Raw genomic sequence first — 22460 nt, forward strand, 5'->3', positions numbered from 1 at the left:
TCGGTTCAGCTCCATGTGTGAAAACCCTGTCCCGTCTTGCGCCCCAACTCGCCGCGAGCCACCTTCTCTCGCAGCAGTGCTGGAGGTGCAAATCGATCACCGAGCGTGCTCGCGAGGTGTTCGGCGATCGCCAGGCGCACATCCAACCCGACCAGATCTGTCGACCGCAGCGGGCCCATCGGATGCCGATACCCCAATTCCATTGCTCGGTCGATCGATTCCGCGTCCGCCACACCCTCTTCGAGCATGCGGATGGCTTCGAGCCCGAGACCGACACCAAGCCGGCTGGTTGCAAAACCAGGTGAGTCGTTGACGAGCACCTCGGCTTTGCCGAGCATCGACACCCATGCTCGTACCGAGTCGACAACCTCGGGGCGGGTCTGAGGCGCCCGGACGATCTCGACCAACAGCGACGCCGGGACTGGATTGAAGAAGTGCATACCGATGAACCGGCCCGGATCCGTCAGCGCTGCGCCGAGTTCGGCGATCGACATGGAACTGGTGTTGCTGGCGATCACGGTGCTTTCTCCGGCAACGGTTTCCGCAGCGGCGAGCACCTCGACCTTGAGGGCCGCAATTTCCGGGACCGCCTCGACGATCAGGTCGAGCGACGGTGGCAACGAGGTCACTGCGTCCACGGTGCTCACGCGCGCCAGCACCGTCGCGGGGTCCTGGTCGTCGAGTTTCCCTCGCTCGTGAGCTCTGTCGAGGCCGGCGGAAACACGCTGCAACGCGGCCGCGGTGTCGCCACTCTCCGCGATGGTGACCGCCCCGCCGAGACTGGCGAACACCTGGGCGATACCCGCACCCATGCGTCCACCGCCGATGACTCCGACGGTCTTCGGTGCAACTGCTTCAGTCATGATTTCGTCTCCAGGAAGGCCGTCATGCGATCGCGCTTGTCCGAACTCTCGAACAGGACGGCCTGGGCGATGTCGTCGGCAAACGGATGCGATCCCGGCGCATCGACGATGATCTTGGTCAATCGCAGCGCCAGCGGGGACAGTCGGGAAATGCGGTCGAGCAGCCGATGCGCTGCGTCGACGTGGCAGTTCGGTTCGGTTACCTCGACAACCAGGCCCGCTCGTAGCGCCAACTCGGCGTCGAGGTTCCTGGCACCGAGGAGCACCTGCTTCGCGATCGAGACGCCGACGAGCTTCGGCAATCGATAGCTGGCGCCGGCGGCTGCCATTATGCCGAGATTGGGCTCCGGATTCCCGAAGACCGCCGTCGTTGTCGCGATGCGAATGTCGCAGGCGTAGGTCAACTCTGCCCCACCGCCGAGCGCGTAGCCGCTCACGGCGGCCACGGTGGGAAGCGGGAGCTTTCCGATTCGGTCGAACAGCGTGCGGTTGATACCCGCGAACGCTTCCTCTCGTCCGCGCGCTCGGAGCTCCGCGATGTCAGCGCCGCCTGCGAAGTGGTCGCCGCGACCCGCAAGCAGGAGCAGCTTCGGATCCCGTTCGAGGCGTCCACAAACCTGATGCAGTTCGTCGATCATTTCCGCGTTGATCGCATTGCGTTGCGCGGGCCTGTCGAGGGTGACCACGACGCGATCCTCGCGCTCGTCCACGTGCAGGGTGTTCACATTCGCTCCTTCTCACTCTTCTCCATTAGTAACCGAACATTCGGTCGTTTGGCAAGGGTGAGAACGAGGATGGTGCACAGCTTTGCCCGAACTGAGAAGATGGGGACATGACTACGGCACGCCCCACTCGACGCACCGGCCTCCCCGGACGTCCCGGCTACGACCTCGATTCGCTCCTGGCCGTGGCCGTGAAGGTGTTCAACGACAAGGGCTACGACGGCGCCAGCATGGAGGTGCTCGCCAAGAAACTCGGCATCACGAAGTCCTCGATCTACCACCATGTGTCCGGAAAGTCAGAACTTCTCGAACTCGCCCTTTCGCGTGCACTCAACGCCCTGTTTGCGGTCACGACCGAAGAGGGCGCCACCACCGGTCCGTACATCGACCGGCTCGAATACCTGGTCCGGCGCAGCGTAGAGGTGCTGGTCGCAGAGCTTCCATACGTCACCCTGCTCCTGCGCGTCCGCGGCAACACGACGGTCGAGCGCGCCGCGCTAGCTCGTCGACGCGAATTCGACAACTTCGTCGGAGGTCTCGTCGCGTCCGCCGCAGCGGAGGGAGACTTGCGCCCGGACATCGAACCAGCCCTCGCCAGCAAGCTGATGTTCGGCACCGTCAACTCACTGATCGAGTGGTACAAACCCCGAGCGGGTGAGTCCGTCTCCGACATCGCCGACGCGGTCGTCGCCGTCACTTTCGACGGACTTCGCAAGGCCTGACTCCAGGCAGTTCTGCCGAATCCTTGACAACGCGGCATTACCGGGCGATCGTAATTACCGACCGAACGTACGGTGAGATGGAGTTGTCGTGAGCAGACTGTTGGAAAGCTATGTGGCCGGTCAGTGGTACGCCGCACCGGACGCAGGTACCCCGTTGCCGAGCGCAGTGGACGGATCGGAGGTGGCCCGGATCTCCGCAACCGGCGTCGACCTCGCCGAGATGGTTACGTACGCACGCGAGGTCGGCGGGCCTGCACTGTCCGCGATGACCTTCCACGAACGTGCCGGCGCGCTCAAGGCTCTCGCCCTCACGTTGATGGCAGGAAAAGCCGAGTTCTACACACTCTCCACTGCCACCGGTGCGACGACGCGAGATTCCGGGGTGGACATCGACGGCGGATTCGGGACCCTGCTGAGCTACGCGAGCAAGGCTCGGCGCGAATTGCCCGACAGCACAGTCTTTCTGGACGGAAACGTCGAGCCTCTCGGCAAAGGCGGAACCTTCCTCGGGCAACACATCTATACATCACGTCGCGGCGTCGCCGTGCAGATCAACGCCTTCAATTTCCCGGTGTGGGGGTTCCTGGAGAAGCTGGCACCGGCATTCATCGCGGGGGTGCCGTCCATCGTCAAACCTGCCAGTTCCACGGCATATCTCACCGAACTCGTCTTCCGGCGCATCATCGAATCAGGCTTGCTCCCGGAGGGTTCCGTCCAACTGCTCTCCGGTAGTGCACGGGGCCTCCTCGATCACCTCGGCGGGCAGGACTCAGTGGCATTCACCGGATCCGCCGACACCGCCGCAACGCTGCGTGCTCACCCGAACGTCGTCGGCAAGGGCGTCCATTTCAATGCCGAGGCCGATTCACTCAACGCGTCGATCCTCGGCGAGGACGCCGTACCAGGAACGCCCGAATTCGATTTGTACGTCAAACAACTCGTCACCGAAATGACAGTCAAGGCTGGTCAGAAGTGCACGGCGATCCGGCGCGCCCTGGTCCCGGTCTCGCTGGTCGACGCCGTTGTCGATGCCGCATCCGAGCGACTGAACAAAGTGGTCGTGGAACACCCCGATGCCGACGGCGTCACGATGGGAGCGCTCGCCAGCATCGAACAGCGTGACGAAGTCTTGAAATCCATTCGCGGTCTGACGAAGTCGGCAACTATCGTATTCGGAGACCCGGACAACGTCGACGTGGTCGGTGCCGACGGCCAGTCAGGAGCCTTCCTTTCCCCAGTCCTTCTCCGGGCGGAAGAGAATGCGCACGAGGTACACGAACTGGAGGCCTTCGGACCCGTCAGCACCGTCATCGGATACGACGGCATCGATCATGCGATCGAACTCGCGGCCCGTGGCGAGGGAAGCCTCGTCGCCTCGGTGGTCACTGCCGACACCGACATCGCACGTCGACTGGTGCTGGGTCTCGCAGCTTTTCACGGCAGAGTGCTCGTGCTGAACCGCGACGACGCCAAGGAATCCACCGGCCACGGCTCTCCCCTTCCAGTCCTCGTACACGGCGGTCCCGGCCGTGCCGGCGGCGGTGAGGAGCTGGGTGGCATCCGCGGAGTTCTGCACCACATGCAGCGGACCGCCGTACAGGGCACACCCGACGTCCTCACCGCAGTCGGCGAGCGCTGGTTCACCGGATCGCAGCGCACGACCGGATCCGAACATCCATTCCGAAAGAGTCTCGCCGAGTTGAAGATCGGTGACACTGTTGTCGGCGGTCCGCGCCAGGTCACACTCGCAGACATCGATCATTTTGCAGAGTTCACCGGTGACACCTTCTACGCTCACACCGATCCGGTGGCCGCTGCGGCGAATCCACTCTTCGGCGGCATCGTCGCGCACGGCTATCTTGTTGTCTCACTCGCTGCGGGCCTGTTCGTCGACCCGGCTCCCGGCCCGGTTCTCGCGAACTTCGGCGTGGACAGCCTCAGGTTCCTGACTCCGGTCAAAGCCGAAGACAGCCTGACGGTCACCCTCACAGCCAAGACCATCACACCTCGCAGCAGCGCCGACTACGGTGAGGTTCGTTGGGACGCCGTGGTGACGAACCAGGACAACGATCCGGTCGCGACATACGACGTCCTGACTCTGGTAGCCAAGACTCGCCCCGAAGGGAATTAAAAGCACATGACCTATCGAGTAGCAGTGTGTTACGGACGCCCCACCGATCCGGATGCTTTCGACAAGTACTACAACGAGATCCACGTCCCGCTCGCCAGCGCAGTGCCAGGGCTCTCGGACTTCACGTTCAGCAAGTGCTCGACGCTGGACGGCTCCGATCCAGTCTTCTATGCCGTCGCCAACCTCGAGTTTCCCGATCTCGAGACTATGCAGAGCGGCCTGAAGTCCCCGGAGATGGGCGCCGCTGGAAAAGATGTCGCAAACTTTGCCACCGGCACGGTCGACATGTATGTCCAGGAAGTTGTCTCGGTCCTCTAGACCCCTGCAATTTCCCGATCACACAGGAGTTGTCTCGTGAGTACAGGAAGCATCACCGCCAGAGAGATGTTCGACGCGGACCAGGCATCGCAGGCACTCGGTATCGAGATTTCCGAACTGGCGCCCGGTAGCGCAACCGTGACCGTCACCGTGGGCGAAACCATGGTGAACGGTCACGGAATCACACACGGCGGTTATGTTTTCCTGCTCGCGGACACCGCGTTTGCGCTCGCCTGCAACGGCTACGAGGATTCAGCCGTTGCAGCGCGCGCGGACATCAGATTTCTGCGTCCGACCCGTCTGGGCGACACCTTGACCGCGGTCGCCACCGAGAAGGCTCGAGGCGGCCGAAGTGGGATCTACGACGTGACCGTTCGCAATGGCGACGCCGTCGTGGCCGAGTTCCGCGGCGACAGTCGAACCATCACCCGCTGAAATTCAGCCCACGGTGTATCAGCCCACGGTGTATCAGCCCACGACGGGAAGTTCGAGGGGGCCGGACCCGTCGGCGAAGATCGTCACCGGCATGCCCTGCAATCCCCCACGGAAACTGATGTCGCCACCGGTGATCGCGAGACGCACGGAATGCCCTGGCTCGAATCGGTGCACTATCGCCGGCATCGTCACCGGCACCGGCTGCGACGGATCACTGATGCGTATGGGCGCGATGAGTCCGTTGATCAGCGAGGAAGTTCCGTCCGGAGCCACGTCGTAGAGTTTCGCGAACACCACCGGCTGTCCGGGCGCCGCAACACGCAGCGTCACAGTGGGGGCTCCCACCACGTCCATCGCCTCGGTCATCGGCGCAGCGGTCCAGAGCGCCTCGGTTCCCGGAATCTGTGCATTCGGAATGTTTCCGGCCGGATTGATATTGAGTGGCTCTACGCCCGTCGGCAGCCCAGCCGGTGCGGTGACGATCGTCTTCGAACCCGGTATCACCGGCGTGCCGTCCGGTAGCAGTCCCCCGTCGGCGGACAGATGGAAGGCGCGAGCGGTCCCGACATCGACGGTGTCGGACGTCGCGTAGGCCGGTGCCGCGTTTCCCTCGTAGTCGATCCAGTTGCGGAAATACGCGAATTCCGGGCCGGTCTCCGTGTTCTCGTCCTTGAGGTAGTGATCGAACCAGTCCATGAAGCGACCGGTCTCGTACTGGGTATCCTCGTCGGGTGCGGAGAAGCTGAACTCGCCCGGCGCAGCGGCCAAGTGGCTGTGCCCCCACGAATGCCAGATCATCTTGGCTTCGACGCCACGATCCTTCAGCGCGTCGTAAGTCGCGGTTGCCTCGTTCAGATCGAACAGGGTGTCCTGTTGCCCCTGAGCAAGCAGTACCGGAATGTTGATCCGGTCGACGAACGACGAGACCGACGACGCTCGGAGCTCACTCACTACTTGCGGTCCGATATCGCCGGTCACCACTGCCTCGGCGATCGCGTTGCACATGTAAGGGACGTAGTTCGGGCAGCCGGGTAGCCGTGCGGGATCTGCGATGTAACCGTCCACACCGGGATTCGCGATGCCCGCGCCGAAGAGCAGCGATGCAAAGAGCACCTTCGCTGCTCCCGGCTCCGCAGTCGACACTCCGGAGATGGTCCCGGTGCTGTTGGGCGCCAGAGAATACGAGAGATCGTTCCAGGTGATCATGGGGATGATGGTGTCGATGCGGGGATCGACACTCGCGGCGGCGAATTGAATGCCGCCGCCGTAAGAGCCACCCGTCATTCCGACCCGCGGGTCGTTCGTCGACGGTGCACCGGTGTGATCGACGGAGTCCTGAACGACCGTGGTGAGCGCCGGATAGGGCTGCGTCAGAGCCTGATCCGTGAAGGCAATCCCTTCTTGGCCGCCGAGGAAGCTGACCAACTGGGAAGCGGCGATACCGTCGTATGCGGGAGAGTCGAGTGTGATCTTGCAACTCGTGCCGCCGAAACCCAATCCCGAATACGTCAGTCCGACATACCCGTTCTCGGCGAAGTTCTGCAGGGCAGGAATCTGGTCCTTGTACGAACCGCCGAACCCGTTGGTGGTCAGGATCGCGGGAGCTGGGTTGTCAGCGTCGACGCCATCGGGAACAAAGAGTTCACCGACGACGGTGCACGGCGTCGAGAGTTCAGGCCCGACATCGACCGAGAAGTACAGCAGCTGTGACGAATACGAGCCGTTCGGTGAATCCGCGAGCGCCGGCGGCGAAAAGCCGAGGGCGCAAACCACGAGCGTGACGACACTGATCGCTGTTCTCCGGCGCACCTGAAAACCGTACACCCGGATCTGTTCTCCACCAGCTCAATCCGGCGCGTGCCGCCAACGTTTTCTCGCGAAAGTCACGCCAGACCGAGCCGACCTCTACTTGACCGTCAAGGTGCCGTGCATGCTCGGGTGGTAGGTGCAGTGGAACGTGTACGTTCCAGGCTCGTTCGGCACCGTGATGGTTTCCGTCTCACCCGCTTCGATGTCCTCGTTGAACAACCCCGCGGTATCGGACGTGACCGAGTGCTCGACGGTGTCGTTGTTCTGAATGGTCAGTACCTGTCCGGGCATCACCGACTCCGGCGTCGAATATTCGAAACCGCTGATCACGATTCCCATCGACGACGCTCCCGGCGTCGACATACCCAGAGGCATGCTCGGCATCGACATACTGGTCGGCATGCTGGTCATCGGCATACTGGTCATCCCCATGCCGTCGTGATCGGCCGAATCGTTGTCCGACGAATCGTTGTTGTCACTGCACGCGGTCAGTGCGAACACCGCCAGGATCAGCGCTGCGAGCACTGCGAGAATCCGCTTCATTGCTTCGCCTCCTGCTCGTTCCCCCGCAGTCTGCTGATTACCCGCCGCCTAGGGGGCCAAACAGCTCCGATGTGGTGCCTGCGGCGCTGATAGTGCACGATTTCTGCACCAGCTCCACTCGCGGACCGACACTGAAGGAAACAGCACAGATGGCCAAGAGCAAAACGTCGAAGGCAGCCCAGCCGAAGGCGTCGAAGGCAGCGCAGCCCAAGGCTCCCAAGACAGCAGAGCCGAAGGTAGCCGAGAAGGCTCCCGCCGTTCTCTGGAAGGACCTGCCGGACGAGCACGACTACCCGGCAGCCCGCGATTACCTCCAGTTGGGCGCGACGCCGGTTCAGGTCCAAGCTCTCGTGTACGCCCTCAAGACGGCGACGCTGGTCTCGAAGAAGGCCAAAGACATCCTGCGGGCTGCCGGGCTACCCCTGCTGCCTGTCGACAACCCACACGTTGCTGCCGACCTGTTGAAGATCCGCAAGGGGATCGCGCTGTCGCCGATCCTGCTGGTGCAGGGAGACTTCCGCGCCGGAGTACCGGCGCAGATCGCCGACGGCTACCACCGTGTCTGTGCGAGCTACCACGTGGACGAGAACACCGCCATCCCCGCGAAGATCGCACCCTCGACAGTTAACTCGTAGGTCGTCGATGACCTTCGGCATCCTTGCCCTCGTCGCGCTGGCCGGCATTCTCGGCCCGCTGCTCGGCGCTCGCGTCAGCTGGCATGTCCCCGTGGTGGTCGGCGAACTTGCCGCGGGCGTCGTCTTCGGTGTCACCGGTTTCGGGCTGCTCGACTCTTCGGACCAGACTTTCACGTTCCTGGCCGATATCGGATTCGCGCTCACGATGATGGTGGCCGGCTCACACGTCCCGGTCCGCGATCCGGCAGTCCGTGCGGCAATCGGCAAGGGTGCCGTTCGCTCGGTTGTCGTCGGACTTCTGTCGGTTGTTGCCGGCTACGGTGCGGCGACGGCATTCGGCACCGGTCACGCCGCGCTGTACGCGGTCCTGATCGCGTCGTCGTCCGCGGCGTTGATTCTCCCCATCGTCGATTCGCTGGGGCTCGGTGGAACCTCGGTTCTGCAGATGACTGCCCAGGTCGCGATCGCGGACACCGTCTGCATTGTTGCGCTGCCTTTGGTGATCGATCCGGACAATGCCCCTCGTGCCGGTGTCGGCGCACTGGCTGTGGCGGCGTGTGCGGTTGCCTTGTTCTTCGTACTGCGAGCCTTCCACCGGTCCGGCCATTGGCGAAGGCTCCACAAATTCTCGGAGAAACGAAAGTTTGCACTCGAACTCCGGATCAATCTGGTGATCCTCTTTTCTCTGGCAGCGCTGGCGTCGAGCACTCACGTGTCGATCATGCTCGCGGGCTTCGCCTTCGGGCTCGTTCTTGCCGCGATCGGTGAACCCCGCCGCCTCGCCAAACAGCTCTTCGCCATCACCGACGGCTTCTTCGCTCCCCTCTTCTTCGTCTGGTTGGGAGCGGCGATCAATCTGCGCGACCTCGTCACCCATCCGTCCGCCATCTGGCTCGGATTGGTCTTGGGCGGAGCAACTCTCGTGGTTCACGCCGCGATACGCGCCCTCGGTCTCCCGCTCCCTCTCGGCGTGCTGTCCGCCGCACAACTGGGAGTACCGGTTGCCGCAGTTACGGTGGGCACTCAATTGGGGGTGATGGGCGACGGTGAACCCGCAGCCATCCTCCTCGCCGCCATGATCACGATCGGTGCAGCAACGCTGGCGGGTGCTGCCGCGTCGAAAGCTGGTCTCACGAAGCCTGCTTGACCGCGGCCCTCTCCACCGTCAGCAAGCTCTCCTCCGAATGTTCGGCGTGATACGCCGCGCCGCCGCCGCGGACACCGAAGAGTCGCTTGCTCCAGATCAGCCATACGACGGCAGCGATGTTCACCAGCAGCAACCCGGCCCTCAACCACGTGATCTTCTCGGTCAATTCGTAGATTTCGAGGGGCAGGAACAAGCTGGTCGCCACCACCGCGAAGTACTCGCCCCAGCGTTCGACCATCCACAGGCCGACTGCCTCGATCACTTGAAGGCCGGCGTAGACCAACAGCCCGACTGCGATCCAGGTGAGCGTCGTAGCGGACAACGAAAACGCCTGCTCGATGTGATGGACCAGTTTGGAATCGTCGATGTTCCAGCCCAATTGACGGGCAAGTGGCCTGATCAACGGCAATTCGTTCTCGAAGGCGTCCTCGGCGCGACCCTTCGACGATCTCAGTTCGAACACACCGATCGCCAGAAGAACCAAACCCAGAGCGCGGAACATTCTCTCGGTGGCGAGAAGTCGCATGATCAACCGGTCGCGAAGCAGCCTCCCCCGCGGAACCTCGGGGGCGGCGTCCGCCGGTCCCGATGCTCGGGGCGCTCCCGGGACGAAGTTGCCGCAACGTAGGCATCGCCACGCCTGACCCACCGCAGTATCCACATGTAGTCGATCCCGCAGTTCCGGTTCGTCCGGAGCGTAGGTCTCGTGACCGTGCCAACTGCACGAGCGCAATGCGAAGTCCACGGGTGAACTCTATGCCGCATATGCCCGGTAGCGTGGATACCCGCTGACCGTGCACTTCGAACGATGAGGATTCCGATGACAACCACCAAGATCGAAACCCGGCATGGCGTCATGGCAGTCGACGACAGTGCCACCGACGGTTTTCCGGTTGTCTTCATTCACGGGAACTCGGCCAGCCGCTCCATCTTCCGTCATCAGGTCGACGCCGACTGGGCCGGCGACTACCGCATGATCACTCTGGACCTACTCGGCCACGGCGACTCCGAGGACGCGAGCGATCCCGAAACCGCATACACGCAGAACGGTTACGCCGACGCCATCGTCGATGTTCTGACCGAACTCGGCGTCGAAAGAGCCGTTGTCGTCGGCTGGTCGCTCGGCGGACACATCGCTCTCGAGTTGATCGCGAAATTCCCCGGGCTCACCGGAATCGTCATCACCGGTACGCCGCCGGCAAATCCCGAGACGCTCGGCGACGCCTTCAATGCCGGCGACGGATTGTCCATCGGCGGCACCGAGGTCATCACCGCGCAAGAAGCCGAACTCTACGCACGAATGACCGCCGTTCCCTTCGAGCAGGCTGCCCTCGACGCCGCGATACGCACGGACGGACGCGCTCGCAAGATCATGTTCGACGCATTCGGCGCCGGCCGCGAATCGGATCAGAAGGCTCTGGTTGCAACGGCGTCTGTGCCTCTCGCGGTGATCGACGGCGCCGAGGACCCGTTCGTGAACACGTCGTATGTCGCGTCGTTGACCTTCGCGAATCTCTGGGAGGGCACGTATCACGTGATTCCCGGTGTGGGGCATGCAGCGTTCTGGGAAGCCCCTGAGGTGTACAACCCACTGTTGCAACGATTCCTCGGCAGTTTCGCACAGTAACCTGCTGGACAACCTGCTGGACGCGGCGTCCTATGAGATAGAAGCCACTCGACAATCCGGCCATGTCCGGATCATTCATCGCCGTCCTACAGTTCGGAAAACGACTGGAGGCACTGCGATGACCATTCTCGAGCACGGCACGGAAACGTGCATCGGTGGACCGACCCTTCCCCAGATACGACGCCTCGTCACCGAAGTGCCCGGCCCCAACTCGCGCGCTTTGGCAAAGCGCCGGAGCGCCGCACTACCGGCCGGGCTGACCAGCGGATCCAGCATTTACGTTGCCGCAGCGGGCGGAGGAGTTGTCGTCGACGTCGACGACAACTCGTTCATCGACTTCGGCAGCGGCATCGCCGTGACCACCGTCGGAAACAGTGCGCCGCGCGTGGTCGAACGCACCACGCGCCAGCTCGGTCAGTTCACCCATACGTGTTTCCTCGCAAACCCCTATGAGGGGTACCTCGAGGTCTGCGAAGCGCTCAACCGCCTGACCCCGGGAGATCACGAGAAGCGAACAGCGCTGTTCAACACCGGCAGCGAAGCGCTCGAGAACGCCGTGAAATACGCACGTGCCGCCACCGGTCGCCCGGCAGTTGTCGTCTTCGACCACGCATTCCACGGTCGCACGTTGATGACCATGACGATGACAGCCAAGAACCAGCCGTACAAGGCCACATTCGGCCCGTTCGCACCAGAGGTCTACCGGGTTCCGATGGCATACCCCTACCGTTGGCCGAGCGGCCCCGAAAACGCGGCCGACGAAGCATTCGCCCAGTTCCGTCTTGCGATCGACACTCAGATCGGCGCCGAATCGGTAGCCGCTGTGGTCGTGGAACCGATTCAGGGTGAGGGCGGTTTCATCGTTCCCGCTCCGGGATTCCTGAAGCGAATCTCGGAATTCTGCCGTGAGCGCGGCATTCTCGTCGTCGCGGACGAGGTCCAGACCGGTATCGCACGAACCGGATCCTGGTTCGCCAGCGAGAGTGAGGACTTCGTCCCCGACATCATCACAACCGCAAAAGGTCTCGCCGGCGGAATGCCACTCGCCGCCGTGACCGGCCGTGCCGACGTCATGGACGCCGCGCATCCCGGTGGTATCGGCGGTACGTACAGCGGCAATCCCGTTGCCTGCGAGGCCGCCCTGGCAGTTTTCGAGACGATCGAGATGGAAGGGCTCCTCGACCGCGCCAAGGACATCGGCGACATTCTGACCACAGGTTTGTCCGAAATCGCTTCGGACACAGACATAATCGGCGACATTCGCGGACGCGGCGCCATGATTGCAATCGAACTCGTCCACGACGAGGACAAGGCTCCGAATCGCGAGGCCGTCGCCCAGATCGTCAGCTACGCCCACGCGCACGGTCTCCTTATGCTCACCGCCGGCACCTATGGAAACGTCGTCCGTTTCCTCCCACCGCTGAGCATCTCCGACGAGTTGCTGACCGAAGGACTCGGTATTCTTCGCGACGCTGTGGCCGCAGTCCGATGAGCGTCGCAGTGCGCAGCTTGATCGGCGGAGCTTGGGTCACGGGCAGCGACGGCACACTGACGGACACCAACCCGGCCCGTCCCGACGAGGTTGTCGCCACCGGAGGCCGCGCCGGTGCCTCCGAAATGGCGACCGGTGTTCGCGTCGCCCGCATCGCCGCGAACGACTGGGCCCGCCTGCCGATGTCCGCACGCGGCGCATACCTCACTCGTGCAGCGGAAATCATAGAATCCAACGCTGAGGCCTGGGGCGAAGAACTCACCCGCGAAGAAGGGAAAACGCTGGCCGAGGGTATCGGAGAGGTGCGCCGCGCAGCGCAGATTCTGCGTTACTACGGCAACGCCGCCGACCGCGAGACCGGAACGGTGTATTCCTCCCCACGTAGCAGCGAGCAGATTCTCGTCACTCGCAAACCTCTCGGCGTGGTAGGCGTCGTCACGCCGTTCAACTTCCCGATCGCGATCCCGGCATGGAAGATTGCGCCTGCCTTGGTGTACGGAAACACCGTCGTCTGGAAACCGGCTGCCGCGGTGCCCCTTCTGGCCTTCCGTCTCGCGCAGGCACTGACCGAAGCGGGCCTACCCGACGGAGTCCTGAACATGATCCTCGCCGACAGCGCGGCCGGTGAAGCGCTGGTCGATCACCCGGACCTCGACGCCGTCACCTTCACCGGTTCCACCGGCGTCGGCCGAAAGATCGCGGGATCTGCTGCGGCGCGCGGAATTCCGGTACAGGCGGAAATGGGTGGAAAGAACGCAGCCGTCGTACTTGCCGACGCAGATCTCGAGCTTGCGGTCGAGCAGGTGATGCTGGGCGCATTTCGGTCAACCGGCCAGAAATGCACGGCCACTTCACGTCTGGTGCTCCATGAATCCATCGCCGAGGAATTCCTGGCCAGGCTGACCGTTGAAGTCAAGCAACTGAGAGTCGGAGATCCACTCGATCCCGACGTCACGACAGGTCCCGTGGTCAGCGCATACGCGCAGCAGTCGATCATCGAGGGGATCAATCGAGCCGTCGACGGCGGCGCCAGGGTTGTGGCCACCGCCGAAGCGCCGCAGTCGGGCTACTACGTCCAACCGACAGTGCTGGAACTACCGTCGAGCACCGAACTGTGGTTCGAGGAACTCTTCGGCCCGGTACTGGCGGTGCAGCGGGCAGCAACAACCGCAGACGCATTCCGCTTGGCGAACGAGGGCGAATTCGGTTTGTCCGCAGCATTGTTCACGCAAGACCTGACCAGTGCACTGGCCGGTATCGACGATCTGGACGTGGGGATCCTGCACGTGAATTCGGAATCGGCGGGCGCTGATCCCCACGTACCTTTCGGTGGCGCGAAGAGGAGTGGATACGGACCCAAGGAACAAGGCGACGCGGCGCGAGAGTTCTTCACTCACACCACCACCGTCTATCTCAGGGGCGGCCGAGCGTGATCTGAATTCGATTCCGCCTGCAGCAGTTCACGAGCTTTGAGTGCGATCCACAACTCGGACCGGGTGTGGGCGGAATCGAGATCTCTCCCGATCAACTCGGCAGCCTTGTCCATGCGGTTACGCAGCGTGTGCCGGTGAACACCCAATTGCGCTGCAGCGGATTCCCATTGACCATTGTGGTGCAGGAACGCTTCGATCGAGTCCACCAGACGGGAACCGTTCTCGGCGTCGTAGCCTTCCAGCACACCGAGACCGCTGGCCGCGATCGACTGCAGAACATCGCTCGACTGCACACTCAACAAGAGACTGAAAGTCCCGAGTTCCGAGAACGGAACGAGTGTGTGTCCTTCGACCTGCCCCACTTTGGCAGCAGAGACGGCCTCGCGCAGACTGGCCGCAACACCGCTAATCGGCCGGACGCCACCGATTCCACCGTTGATACTCCGGCGTGAATTCTCCCGTACTCTCGCATACACACTGCGTGTGACCTTCTCCGCAACTTCACTTTTCACGACGAACCACACACCGGTTCCGTCAGTCAGCGGGGCCAACAGGTACGGCACCGACTCTTCTTCCAGGGCCGCTGAAGTGATGTCGGTGGCCGCAAGCAAAGGTCCGACATCGGTCAAGGCAGTTGCCACCACCGTGGTTTCGGATTCGAATCCGAAGTACCGCAACAGACTTTCGTCGACGTCACCGCCGGCCTGGCGCACCATCGTCGTAACGGCCAACCTCAGCCGCTGTTCGGCATCGACAACCCGCAACGGCTTGGCAAGCTCGATGGTCAACAGCGACACCGTGTGGCCCACCAACAATCGCTCGGACTGATCCAAGGCGGCCTCGGACGCCACGGCCAGCGTGCCGCTCACAGCAAGGCGGTGAATGGCCAGGTGACCGTCGTCGTCCACCACGATCCGGCTGCGCTCCTTACCTGATCGCTCCCTGATGCGTTCGGGCAGAGACGAACTCGCACCTTCCGTCAGAGCCAGCACCGCGCCGTCCCGATCGAGAACACAGACGGCTGCGTGAACGGCTCGACCCAGGGCAGTGATCAGAGCCGGCACCCCATCGAGCAGGGCACGCGCCAACTTCTCCTGCGCGTCGACCACCGCCTGCACCGTTCGTATCTGGTCGGCGGTCAGTTCGTCGATCACGGCCCGCGAAATGGCGATGAACGGCGTCTCCTTGGCGACGGAAAGCACGGCAAAACCCAGTTCGTCGCCGGCCCTGATGATCGCGTCCGGCACCCTCTCGTGCACGGTGCCGGTGTCGAACGCCAGTGCCACCGCACCGGTCTGCGCGATGCGCTCGACGTACTCGTATTGCTTTGTCGCCGAACGCGGTAGATGCAGCCCCGTCGTCATGACAAGCTCTCCACCGGCGAGCCAACGGGTCGGATCCTGCAATTCGATTGCGTGCGCCCAGCTGATCGACAGATCCACGTCGTCGTGACCGGCAACGATCGTGAGGCCGAGCGAGGTGGTGGCCGCCAGGCGCCGGACAGTCATCGGCATTACCGGAACCTCCGAGGGCAGTGAATAGAAAGGCAGTGGACAGAACTGACAGTTTCCAGTTCAGATTTGTACATCAAGTCCATGTTCTGGATCACACGATGAGCTTAGCGTCTCTCCGAAAGAACTGATCGCGTTATGCAATAGGAGCTGAGCCCAGATGCCCGACAGCAGCACCGAAACAGCCGAAGCCGCCAGCGTTCATTCGACACTCAAAACAGGCTTGAAGAAGCGCCACCTGACCATGCTTTCCATGGGCGGCGTCATCGGCGCCGGTTTCTTCGTCGGTCTGAGCGGAATCATCAACCAGGCCGGCCCCGGCGCAGTCATCACGTGCGCGATCTGCGGGATCATCGTGTTCCTGGTGATGCGCATGCTCGGCGAAATGGCCGTGGCCAAGCCGTGTACGGGATCGTTCACCGAATACGCCCGCATGGCGTTGGGCGACTGGGCGGGTTTCACCACTGGCTGGCTCTACTGGTATTTCTGGGTGATCGTCGTCGGCATCGAATCCGTCGTCGGAGCAACCTTGCTCTCCCGGTGGATCCATGGTGTCCCGCGCTGGCTCATGTCAGCGGTACTCCTGTTGGTGATGACCGGGGTCAATCTTCTCTCCGTCAGCAACTTCGGCGAGGCTGAATACTGGTTTGCGGGTATCAAGGTCGCCGTCATCATCGGCTTCATCGTGCTCGGCAGTCTGTTCGTCTTCGGCATCTGGCCCGGCAATGAAGTCGATTTCAGCAATCTGACCGGCCACGGAGGATTTCTGCCGAACGGCTTCACCCCCGTACTGGTGGGCGTTGTCGCCGTGATCTTCTCCATGACCGGAGCCGAGCTTGTCACGATCGCCGCAGCGGAATCCGCCGAACCTGCCGGAGCGATCAGGCGGGCCACGAACACGGTCGTCTTCCGCATTCTCGCCTTCTTCGTTGTCGCCACCTTCCTCCTCGTGACGATGCTGCCGTGGGATTCGTTCGTCGTCGGCGATTCTCCGTTCATCTCCGCACTCGACCTGCTCGGAATTCCCGGCGCCGCCGACATTCTCAATCTCGTGGTTCTGGTCGCGGTGCTGTCCTGCCTCAATTCCGGCCTGTACACGGCGTCACGGATGCTCTTCGCACTCTCCGTCTACAACGACGCGCCGGCCTGGATGACACGGACCAACAGCCGCGGCGTGCCGGTGAAGGGCGTACTCGCCTGCACCGTGGCCGGGTACTTCTGTATCGCGGCCGGCTACATCTGGCCGGATACGATTTTCTTGTTCCTCGTGAATTCGTCGGGCGCAATCTGCTTGTTCGTTTACATCCTGATCTGTGTATCCGAACTACGCCTCCGACGCCGATGGGAACGCGAAAGCCCCGAGATTCTGAAATTCCGTGTCTGGTTGTATCCCGGCCTGCCGATAGTGGTCACTGGTCTGATTCTCGTGATCCTGGTGGGAATGGGGCTCAACGAACCCACGCGCGCGGAATTCGTCCAAAGCCTGGTCGCGCTGGGGGTCATCCTCGCCGCTTACGGCGTGAGAAAGTCTCGTACGCGAAAAGTCGGATCGTTCGCGACCGCCTCGAACAACGCACACAGCAGTTCGAAGAAGGCTTGAAACAAGCATCGAGTAAGCGCTCGACTCGATAATTGAACCTCTTCCCCGAAAAGAGCCGATCCGATGGAAGCGGTCGAACATAGATTTTCTCTTTACCTAAATTCAAGGCAAAATGGACAGCATGCCGAGCCCTGTCATCGCCTCCGAGGGGCACAGTTCTTGGCGAACACTTCACGAATGGTTCAACGAACCACACGACTACGAGTGGATAAAGCACCAGAGATCCGGCCGGGCAATCATTCCGATCTTTCGAACCTTGCTCGGAATGATGACGATCATCTTCGGACTGTCCGCTTTCTACAAATTGATCGGTCCGGATACGCCGCCGACCACACCCGGCAAAGCTCTTTCGATTTTCATGATCTGTACGTGTGTGGGAATCGCCGCATGCTGGTTCACACAACCGTTTCCCGGACGCCGGGGGTTGCTTGCATTCGGAATATTCGCAGATCTCGGGATCGCGGCTGCCGTCCTCCTGGTGCCGGATCGCTCGTCCGGGACGTTCGGTTGCATCGTCTTCGCGGTCACCGGAACCTTTGCGACGCTTTTTGTCAGCGCAAAGTGGCTTGTCGCTCATGTCGTTTGGTCGACGACCGTCACGACCACCGTTTTCGTTCTTGCATATCTGGAAGGCGACGTCGATATCACGACGCTTCTGGCCCGCGGCACCGTTCTTTTCGGAGCTGTCACACTCGTTCCCATTTTTGCGCACCTGACTTGGCGCACTCTCTACCGCGATGCCCAGTATTCGGACCGGGATCCCCTCACTGGACTGTTCAACCGTCGGGGACTGGAAGGGGCAGTCGGCGATCTCTTCGAGAGCGCCCGAGACGATTCTTCATCTCTCGCCTTCATCGTCGTCGATATCGACGAATTCAAAACGGTGAATGATCTTCACGGTCATGCCGAAGGCGATCATGTCATCAGGAGAACCGCGAACCGATTGAGCACACATCTCGGCGAACGCGGAGTCATCGCTCGAACCGGCGGGGAAGAATACCTGGCCGTCATCGCCGGCGATCCCGAATCGACAACCCTGTTGATCGACGGGATAAACGCCGCGCTGTCGGATTGTTCCGACGCGATCCCCACAACGGTGAGCGTCGGAGCGGTGATGATGACCGCCGAATCGAAGGCGTGGAGCGGCGGTGCTTCCGCAATCCTGGCGGCGACAAATGTCGCGGATTCGATGATGTATCAAGCGAAAGCGGCAGGCGGTAATACGATCCGCTCGGCTCAGATCTGATTCACAGCCACGTAAGTGGGTGGACGCTGCGCCCGGTTTCCGTGTCCGTCGCGGCAAGATACACATCGACGCGCTCAGCGGTCAGAGCCTTGCTGATGTGGTAACCCTGGACCAGGTCACACCCGACCCACTGGACGCGGCGGAACTGCTCGATGGTCTCCACGCCCTCGGCCAACGATTTCATACCGAGGGCCGCGGCCAATTCGACAATGGACTTCACCACGGACATCTTCGGATCGTCCGAGTCGGTGACCAGCATGCGATCGATCTTGAGAACGTCGATTGGAAGTCTCTGGAGCGTGGCGAAGGACGAATAGCCGGTGCCGAAATCGTCGAGTGCGACGGTGACCCCGAGCTCACGCAGCTTGTAGAGATCCCGGATCGCGCGATCGTCCACAACACCTGTCTCGGTGATTTCGAGCTGCAGCAGTTGCGGAGGCAAGCCCGAATCCGTCAGCGCTTTCTTCACCATCGCACCGAACTCTCGCGACACCAACTGCACTGGTGAAACGTTGACCGAGACGCCAATTCCGGTCGGCCACCCCGCAGCAGCGGCGGTCGCCATCGCCATTGCCTGCGCGCCGAGGGGAATGATCATTCCGGTTTCCTCCGCCACCGAGATGAACTGGCTGGGCCCGATGAGGCCGCGGCTGGGATGGTTCCACCGAAGAAGAGCCTCGAAGGCCACCACTTCACCGGTCTGAGTGTCGACCTGAGGCTGGTAATGGAGATCGAACTGCCCTTCCTCGATCCCTCTGTCCAGCTCGTGCAACGCCGTCGCCCGCGCCGATGCCCTCGCCCGCAGCAGCGGTGAGAACTTGCCCACTCGATTGCGTCCCGTCGACTTCGCCTCGTACAGAGCCAGATCCGCCAGCATCACCAATCCGTCGGCGTCCGTCGAATCCTCGGGCGCGCTCGAGTAACCGATCGTGGCCCGCACTTCGATCCGATTGCCTTCGACAAAGAATGGTTCGTGCAGCACTTCCAGGTACCGATCGAAGATCACACCGGGATCGTCGCGCGAAGACGTGCAGACGATCAGCCCGAATTCGTCACCGCCCATCCGCGAGCACATGTCCGAACCGATCACGTCGCGAAGGCGTTTCGTGACTTCGAGAAGTAATTGGTCCCCGATCGGATGGCCAAGGGTGTCGTTCACCGATTTGAAGTTGTCGAGGTCGAGAATCCCGACGAGAACCTGCTTCTCCGGCGCGCGGGAGTCGATCGCTTCCTCGAGCGCCACTCCGAACGCACGACGGTTCGGCAACCCGGTCAACGAGTCGGTGGCCGCAAGGCGAAGGATCTCCTGCTCGTGGACATACCTCTCCGTGATGTCGGAACCGACACCGCGCCAACCCAGAATCACGCCGGATTCGAGGACCCGTGGATTGCCGGAAAGAGACCACCAGCGTCGCCTACCGTCGACATGCACCGGCACGACAGTGTCCCGGAAGGGAGCACTCGATTCGAGTTTGTCGATCATCTGGGCCGCGGCCGCACGCCCCTCCGGACTCGATGCGATCTGGAGTCTGGTGAGGAGTTGTCCGAAGGTGAGTTGCTGCAACTCGTCCACCGTCATACCTGCGACCTCGGCGAGACGTGCCGAGGTGTGGGAGAACCGGCCGTTGGTGTCGCACTCCCACAGCCAGTCGCGAGAACCGCCCTCGAAACCGTCGAGCAACAACGCCACAGTCTGACGCTCGGATTCCGCCTGAAACTCTGCGAGACAACGTCTCTGGAAAGAGGCCGACAGATAGACCGCCCCTACGGTGAGCGCAAACATGTAGATGCACAACTGAATCGCAAGTATGCGAAAGTGGGGTTCGGCGTGGACGACGAGAACAGTGAAGACGCCGAGGCCGTGAATGTAGATCCAGGTCAGGCTCACCGATCTCAGACTCGAGAACGTCACGGTCCCGGCGCCCATGATCCCGGCCATCGTCGCGATCAGAACCAAGTCGCGGAAGACGTCCATGTCGTGAAAGAGCAGAGCGAAAAGTGTGACGTCGAGGGTCGCGACCACGATCACTTCGACGAGCAGACCCACGTAGTCGTAGCGCGGGGTGTGCTTCGACGGTCGCCAGCGAAGGGGAATCCATACTCGGATCGAATTCGCGAGGACGAGAAAGATGAGGGCGCCACCCAACCACCTGAGCGTCTGACGTCCGGGCGGGACGGTGTAGGTCAGAATCACGACCAAACTCGCCATGTACGCAAGATTGGCGAACGGCGCGACGGCTGCAGCTTCGTCTATCTGACGGCGAAACAGGCTGTTGCAGTCGGCCTCCGAAGCAGGATCTTGCCTGCCCAATCGACTCGGACGGTTCATCAGCGAGGCATCCCGACATCTGCGCAGGCGCCATCAGCGGGCGTCGAATCCGCTCGCCTGGCCATCCGAACCTCCCCTGGCTCCCCACCGAACCCTTATCCGGTGAAACGTCAGTGTTTCAGACTCGCTGCTTGTTTCCTTCACAACGGTAGCCATCTGACGAATCGATTGTGCGCAGATCACTATATCCAGAGGTCGATCCCTCGATCTTCCAGGTCGATCCGCGATTGCTGATTCTTAGCTCGACCCACGTTTGTCGCCGACTGCGACGCTAGGGATTCGAGCGGTCGGGAACAACGCTGCGATCGCGAGCAGCGCAGCCACGGCAAAGGCGACACGCAACGCGTCCAGCCTGGCGTCTTCGTTCACACCCACGATCGCGTCCGCCGTCGACTCGGCGACGCCGGCGTCACCGAGAGCTGATCGAAGTTGCGTCGTCGACAGGAACGGCACGCCCGAGGCCAGGTCGGTGCTCGCTTGCTGCTGCACCGAGGTCGGAACCGCCGGGTTGTCTTCGATCCCGGCAATCGCAGAGCTCGAGAGAGTGGCAATGAGAACAGACCCGATCAGCGCGGTTCCCAATGAGGCGCCCAGGTTCGTGGCAGTGTTCTGCAGCCCGCCGACCTCGGTACTGCGGTCGTCCGGGACCGCCGACACGGTAACCGCTCCGAGCTGTGAAGACAGACAGCCCAAGCCGAAACCCATGAACAGCATGGGGATCATCACGACCGCCGCGTCGGCTCCGGGGTCCATGCCCGCCACGAGCATCAAGATGCCGACGACCATGACCAACAATCCGACTCGGACCACGCGCCGCGGGTTCGCGGTAGGCCGCAGCTTCGGAATACCGATGGCAGCCAACACGAGCGCCGCCGACAACGGCAGGATGCGAACTCCCGTCTCCAGGGCACTGAGCTCCAGAACTACGGACAAGAACAACGGGACCGCAAAGAACACGCCCGCCTGGACCAGAAACTGCGCGAAGAACATGGAAAGTCCGCCACTGAGCTCGCGGTTTCGCAGCATCGCCGGATCAAGCAACGGCTCCTTCCCCGCAGCGGCCAGGCGTCCCTCCCAGCGCAGGAATCCGTACACGACCAGGAGCCCGGCGATCAGCAGCCACACCACCGGGGAAAGCCCGACCAGCTGCGGTCCGTCGGGTTTGGCCTGCACCCAACCCCACTCGCTCGAGCGCAGTACGCCGAAGACGATCATGCCCAGCCCGACCACGGACAAGATCGATCCGACGTAATCGAGGCGCGACTTCGACGGTGGGACGTCGACCACCTTGCTCAGCACCAGCAAGATCAGGACAACGATCACGACTTCGCCGACGAACACGTAACGCCATGACGCAAATGTCGTCGCGGCGCCGCCGATCAGCGGCCCGACCGCCACGGCCATCGCGCCGGCGGCAGCGACCAGACCGTAGGCAGCCGGGCGCTTCTGCGCCGGAAAGTTGGTGGCGACGAGCGCGACGATCGCGGGCATGATGAGTGCCGCACCGACGCCTTCGAGGAACGACCATCCGATCAGCAGAACCGCAAGATTGGGAGCGAGCGCCGTTGTCAGAGAACCTGCGCCGTAGATGATCAAGCCGACCGCGAAGGCTCGGCGACGACCCATCATCGACCCCAGCTTGCTGCCCGTGATCATCAGCGTCGCCATGACCAGGGTGTACAGCGTGATCGCGGTTTGAATGCCGGTGATGCTCGTGCCGACGTCCTCGGCGACGGTTGCCATCGAAACGTTCATGACCGAACTGTCCAAGGTCATCAGGAATTGGCTGGATGCCAACACCGTGAGAACCAGTCCTGAACCCGCCTGCGTAGTCGAACCAGCAACCTGTCCGTCACCCATCGTGCGGGTGTACCCGGTGTTCAGGTCCTCGAAGCAG

Annotated in this window: 19 protein-coding genes; 11 read left to right on the plus strand and 8 right to left on the minus strand. The window is 62.3% G+C overall.

What is annotated here, in order from left to right:
* Positions 1-5: 5 nt before the first annotated feature.
* Positions 6-863 (minus strand): 3-hydroxyacyl-CoA dehydrogenase family protein, encoded by an 858-nt coding sequence (locus tag ASU23_RS17330; RefSeq protein ID WP_007730617.1) that lies wholly within the window; start codon positions 861-863, stop codon positions 6-8.
* The gene (locus ASU23_RS17335; protein WP_058038341.1) at positions 860-1588 is read right to left on the minus strand and encodes an enoyl-CoA hydratase/isomerase family protein; all 729 of its coding nucleotides are present in this window, start codon (positions 1586-1588) and stop codon (positions 860-862) included. Before ASU23_RS17335 ends, ASU23_RS17330 begins: the two co-directional genes overlap by 4 nt.
* A gap of 107 nt (positions 1589-1695) precedes the next feature.
* On the opposite strand from ASU23_RS17335, the gene ASU23_RS17340 reads away from it, so the two are divergent.
* The 4 genes from ASU23_RS17340 to paaI all read left to right on the plus strand — a co-directional run bounded on the left by ASU23_RS17340 (position 1696) and on the right by paaI (position 5191).
* Entirely contained in the window at positions 1696-2307 is a 612-nt protein-coding gene (locus ASU23_RS17340) for a TetR/AcrR family transcriptional regulator (RefSeq protein ID WP_007730612.1), read from the plus strand.
* Positions 2308-2395: 88 nt separating this feature from the next.
* Complete coding sequence (gene paaZ, locus ASU23_RS17345; RefSeq protein ID WP_058038342.1) at positions 2396-4438, plus strand: phenylacetic acid degradation bifunctional protein PaaZ; 2043 nt, start codon at positions 2396-2398, stop codon at positions 4436-4438.
* A gap of 6 nt (positions 4439-4444) precedes the next feature.
* The gene (locus ASU23_RS17350) at positions 4445-4756 is read left to right on the plus strand and encodes an EthD family reductase (protein WP_058038343.1); all 312 of its coding nucleotides are present in this window, start codon (positions 4445-4447) and stop codon (positions 4754-4756) included.
* A gap of 66 nt (positions 4757-4822) precedes the next feature.
* On the plus strand, positions 4823-5191 hold the full coding sequence (gene paaI / locus ASU23_RS17355) for a hydroxyphenylacetyl-CoA thioesterase PaaI (RefSeq protein WP_047269444.1): 369 nt from the start codon (positions 4823-4825) through the stop codon (positions 5189-5191).
* Between the two features lie 33 nt (positions 5192-5224).
* Here paaI and ASU23_RS17360 read toward each other — a convergent pair whose 3' ends face one another.
* The gene (locus ASU23_RS17360; RefSeq protein WP_253741377.1) at positions 5225-7000 is read right to left on the minus strand and encodes a CocE/NonD family hydrolase; all 1776 of its coding nucleotides are present in this window, start codon (positions 6998-7000) and stop codon (positions 5225-5227) included.
* 96 nt (positions 7001-7096) lie between these two features.
* Entirely contained in the window at positions 7097-7543 is a 447-nt protein-coding gene (locus ASU23_RS17365) for a cupredoxin domain-containing protein (protein ID WP_042446430.1), read from the minus strand.
* Between the two features lie 272 nt (positions 7544-7815).
* Between ASU23_RS17365 and ASU23_RS17370 the strand changes: the two genes are divergently transcribed.
* Complete coding sequence (locus ASU23_RS17370) at positions 7816-8178, plus strand: hypothetical protein (RefSeq protein WP_042446474.1); 363 nt, start codon at positions 7816-7818, stop codon at positions 8176-8178.
* Between the two features lie 7 nt (positions 8179-8185).
* On the plus strand, positions 8186-9325 hold the full coding sequence (locus ASU23_RS17375) for a cation:proton antiporter (RefSeq protein WP_030536077.1): 1140 nt from the start codon (positions 8186-8188) through the stop codon (positions 9323-9325).
* Here ASU23_RS17375 and ASU23_RS17380 read toward each other — a convergent pair.
* Positions 9309-10070, minus strand: coding sequence for a DUF2127 domain-containing protein (locus ASU23_RS17380; protein WP_003943067.1), 762 nt, complete (start codon positions 10068-10070; stop codon positions 9309-9311). The two genes, ASU23_RS17375 and ASU23_RS17380, sit on opposite strands and share 17 nt — an antisense overlap.
* Before the next feature lie 75 nt (positions 10071-10145).
* On the opposite strand from ASU23_RS17380, the gene ASU23_RS17385 reads away from it, so the two are divergent.
* From ASU23_RS17385 to ASU23_RS17395, 3 genes are all read left to right on the plus strand, one after another.
* Positions 10146-10952 carry an alpha/beta fold hydrolase gene (locus tag ASU23_RS17385; RefSeq protein WP_058038345.1) on the plus strand — a complete coding sequence of 269 codons (807 nt, stop codon included), beginning with the start codon at positions 10146-10148 and terminating at the stop codon, positions 10950-10952.
* Positions 10953-11070: 118 nt separating this feature from the next.
* Positions 11071-12444 carry a 4-aminobutyrate--2-oxoglutarate transaminase gene (gene gabT / locus ASU23_RS17390; RefSeq protein WP_058038346.1) on the plus strand — a complete coding sequence of 458 codons (1374 nt, stop codon included), beginning with the start codon at positions 11071-11073 and terminating at the stop codon, positions 12442-12444.
* On the plus strand, positions 12441-13877 hold the full coding sequence (locus ASU23_RS17395; protein WP_058038347.1) for an aldehyde dehydrogenase family protein: 1437 nt from the start codon (positions 12441-12443) through the stop codon (positions 13875-13877). The genes gabT and ASU23_RS17395 overlap by 4 nt, the downstream gene beginning before the upstream one ends.
* Here ASU23_RS17395 and ASU23_RS17400 read toward each other — a convergent pair.
* Positions 13853-15391 (minus strand): PucR family transcriptional regulator, encoded by a 1539-nt coding sequence (locus tag ASU23_RS17400; protein WP_058038348.1) that lies wholly within the window; start codon positions 15389-15391, stop codon positions 13853-13855. The two genes, ASU23_RS17395 and ASU23_RS17400, sit on opposite strands and share 25 nt — an antisense overlap.
* A gap of 157 nt (positions 15392-15548) precedes the next feature.
* Between ASU23_RS17400 and ASU23_RS17405 the strand changes: the two genes are divergently transcribed.
* Both ASU23_RS17405 and ASU23_RS17410 read left to right on the plus strand, forming a co-directional pair.
* Positions 15549-16988, plus strand: a complete 1440-nt coding sequence (locus ASU23_RS17405; RefSeq protein ID WP_058038349.1) for an amino acid permease — start codon at positions 15549-15551, stop codon at positions 16986-16988.
* Positions 16989-17109: 121 nt separating this feature from the next.
* The gene (locus tag ASU23_RS17410; RefSeq protein WP_253741379.1) at positions 17110-18234 is read left to right on the plus strand and encodes a GGDEF domain-containing protein; all 1125 of its coding nucleotides are present in this window, start codon (positions 17110-17112) and stop codon (positions 18232-18234) included.
* Between the two features lies 1 nt (position 18235).
* Here ASU23_RS17410 and ASU23_RS17415 read toward each other — a convergent pair whose 3' ends face one another.
* The gene (locus tag ASU23_RS17415; RefSeq protein WP_058038351.1) at positions 18236-20563 is read right to left on the minus strand and encodes a bifunctional diguanylate cyclase/phosphodiesterase; all 2328 of its coding nucleotides are present in this window, start codon (positions 20561-20563) and stop codon (positions 18236-18238) included.
* A gap of 237 nt (positions 20564-20800) precedes the next feature.
* Positions 20801-22423, minus strand: coding sequence for an MFS transporter (locus ASU23_RS17420; RefSeq protein WP_058038352.1), 1623 nt, complete (start codon positions 22421-22423; stop codon positions 20801-20803).
* Positions 22424-22460: the final 37 nt, after the last annotated feature.

The sequence above is a fragment of the Rhodococcus sp. KB6 genome (genome assembly GCF_001445685.1).
Classification (GTDB): domain Bacteria; phylum Actinomycetota; class Actinomycetes; order Mycobacteriales; family Mycobacteriaceae; genus Rhodococcus_F; species Rhodococcus_F qingshengii.

Coding starts and splice junctions, on each gene's coding strand:
- ASU23_RS17395 (WP_058038347.1), top strand. CDS start 12,441: ATGAGCGTCGCAGTGCGCAGCTTGATCGGCGGAGCTTGGGTCACGGGC.
- ASU23_RS17385 (WP_058038345.1), top strand. CDS start 10,146: ATGACAACCACCAAGATCGAAACCCGGCATGGCGTCATGGCAGTCGAC.
- ASU23_RS17340 (WP_007730612.1), top strand. CDS start 1,696: ATGACTACGGCACGCCCCACTCGACGCACCGGCCTCCCCGGACGTCCC.
- ASU23_RS17405 (WP_058038349.1), top strand. CDS start 15,549: ATGCCCGACAGCAGCACCGAAACAGCCGAAGCCGCCAGCGTTCATTCG.
- ASU23_RS17400 (WP_058038348.1), bottom strand. CDS start 15,391: ATGCCGATGACTGTCCGGCGCCTGGCGGCCACCACCTCGCTCGGCCTC.
- paaI (WP_047269444.1), top strand. CDS start 4,823: ATGTTCGACGCGGACCAGGCATCGCAGGCACTCGGTATCGAGATTTCC.
- ASU23_RS17350 (WP_058038343.1), top strand. CDS start 4,445: ATGACCTATCGAGTAGCAGTGTGTTACGGACGCCCCACCGATCCGGAT.
- ASU23_RS17415 (WP_058038351.1), bottom strand. CDS start 20,563: ATGAACCGTCCGAGTCGATTGGGCAGGCAAGATCCTGCTTCGGAGGCC.
- gabT (WP_058038346.1), top strand. CDS start 11,071: ATGACCATTCTCGAGCACGGCACGGAAACGTGCATCGGTGGACCGACC.
- ASU23_RS17420 (WP_058038352.1), bottom strand. CDS start 22,423: ATGGGTGACGGACAGGTTGCTGGTTCGACTACGCAGGCGGGTTCAGGA.
- ASU23_RS17330 (WP_007730617.1), bottom strand. CDS start 863: ATGACTGAAGCAGTTGCACCGAAGACCGTCGGAGTCATCGGCGGTGGA.
- ASU23_RS17375 (WP_030536077.1), top strand. CDS start 8,186: ATGACCTTCGGCATCCTTGCCCTCGTCGCGCTGGCCGGCATTCTCGGC.
- ASU23_RS17410 (WP_253741379.1), top strand. CDS start 17,110: ATGCCGAGCCCTGTCATCGCCTCCGAGGGGCACAGTTCTTGGCGAACA.
- ASU23_RS17365 (WP_042446430.1), bottom strand. CDS start 7,543: ATGAAGCGGATTCTCGCAGTGCTCGCAGCGCTGATCCTGGCGGTGTTC.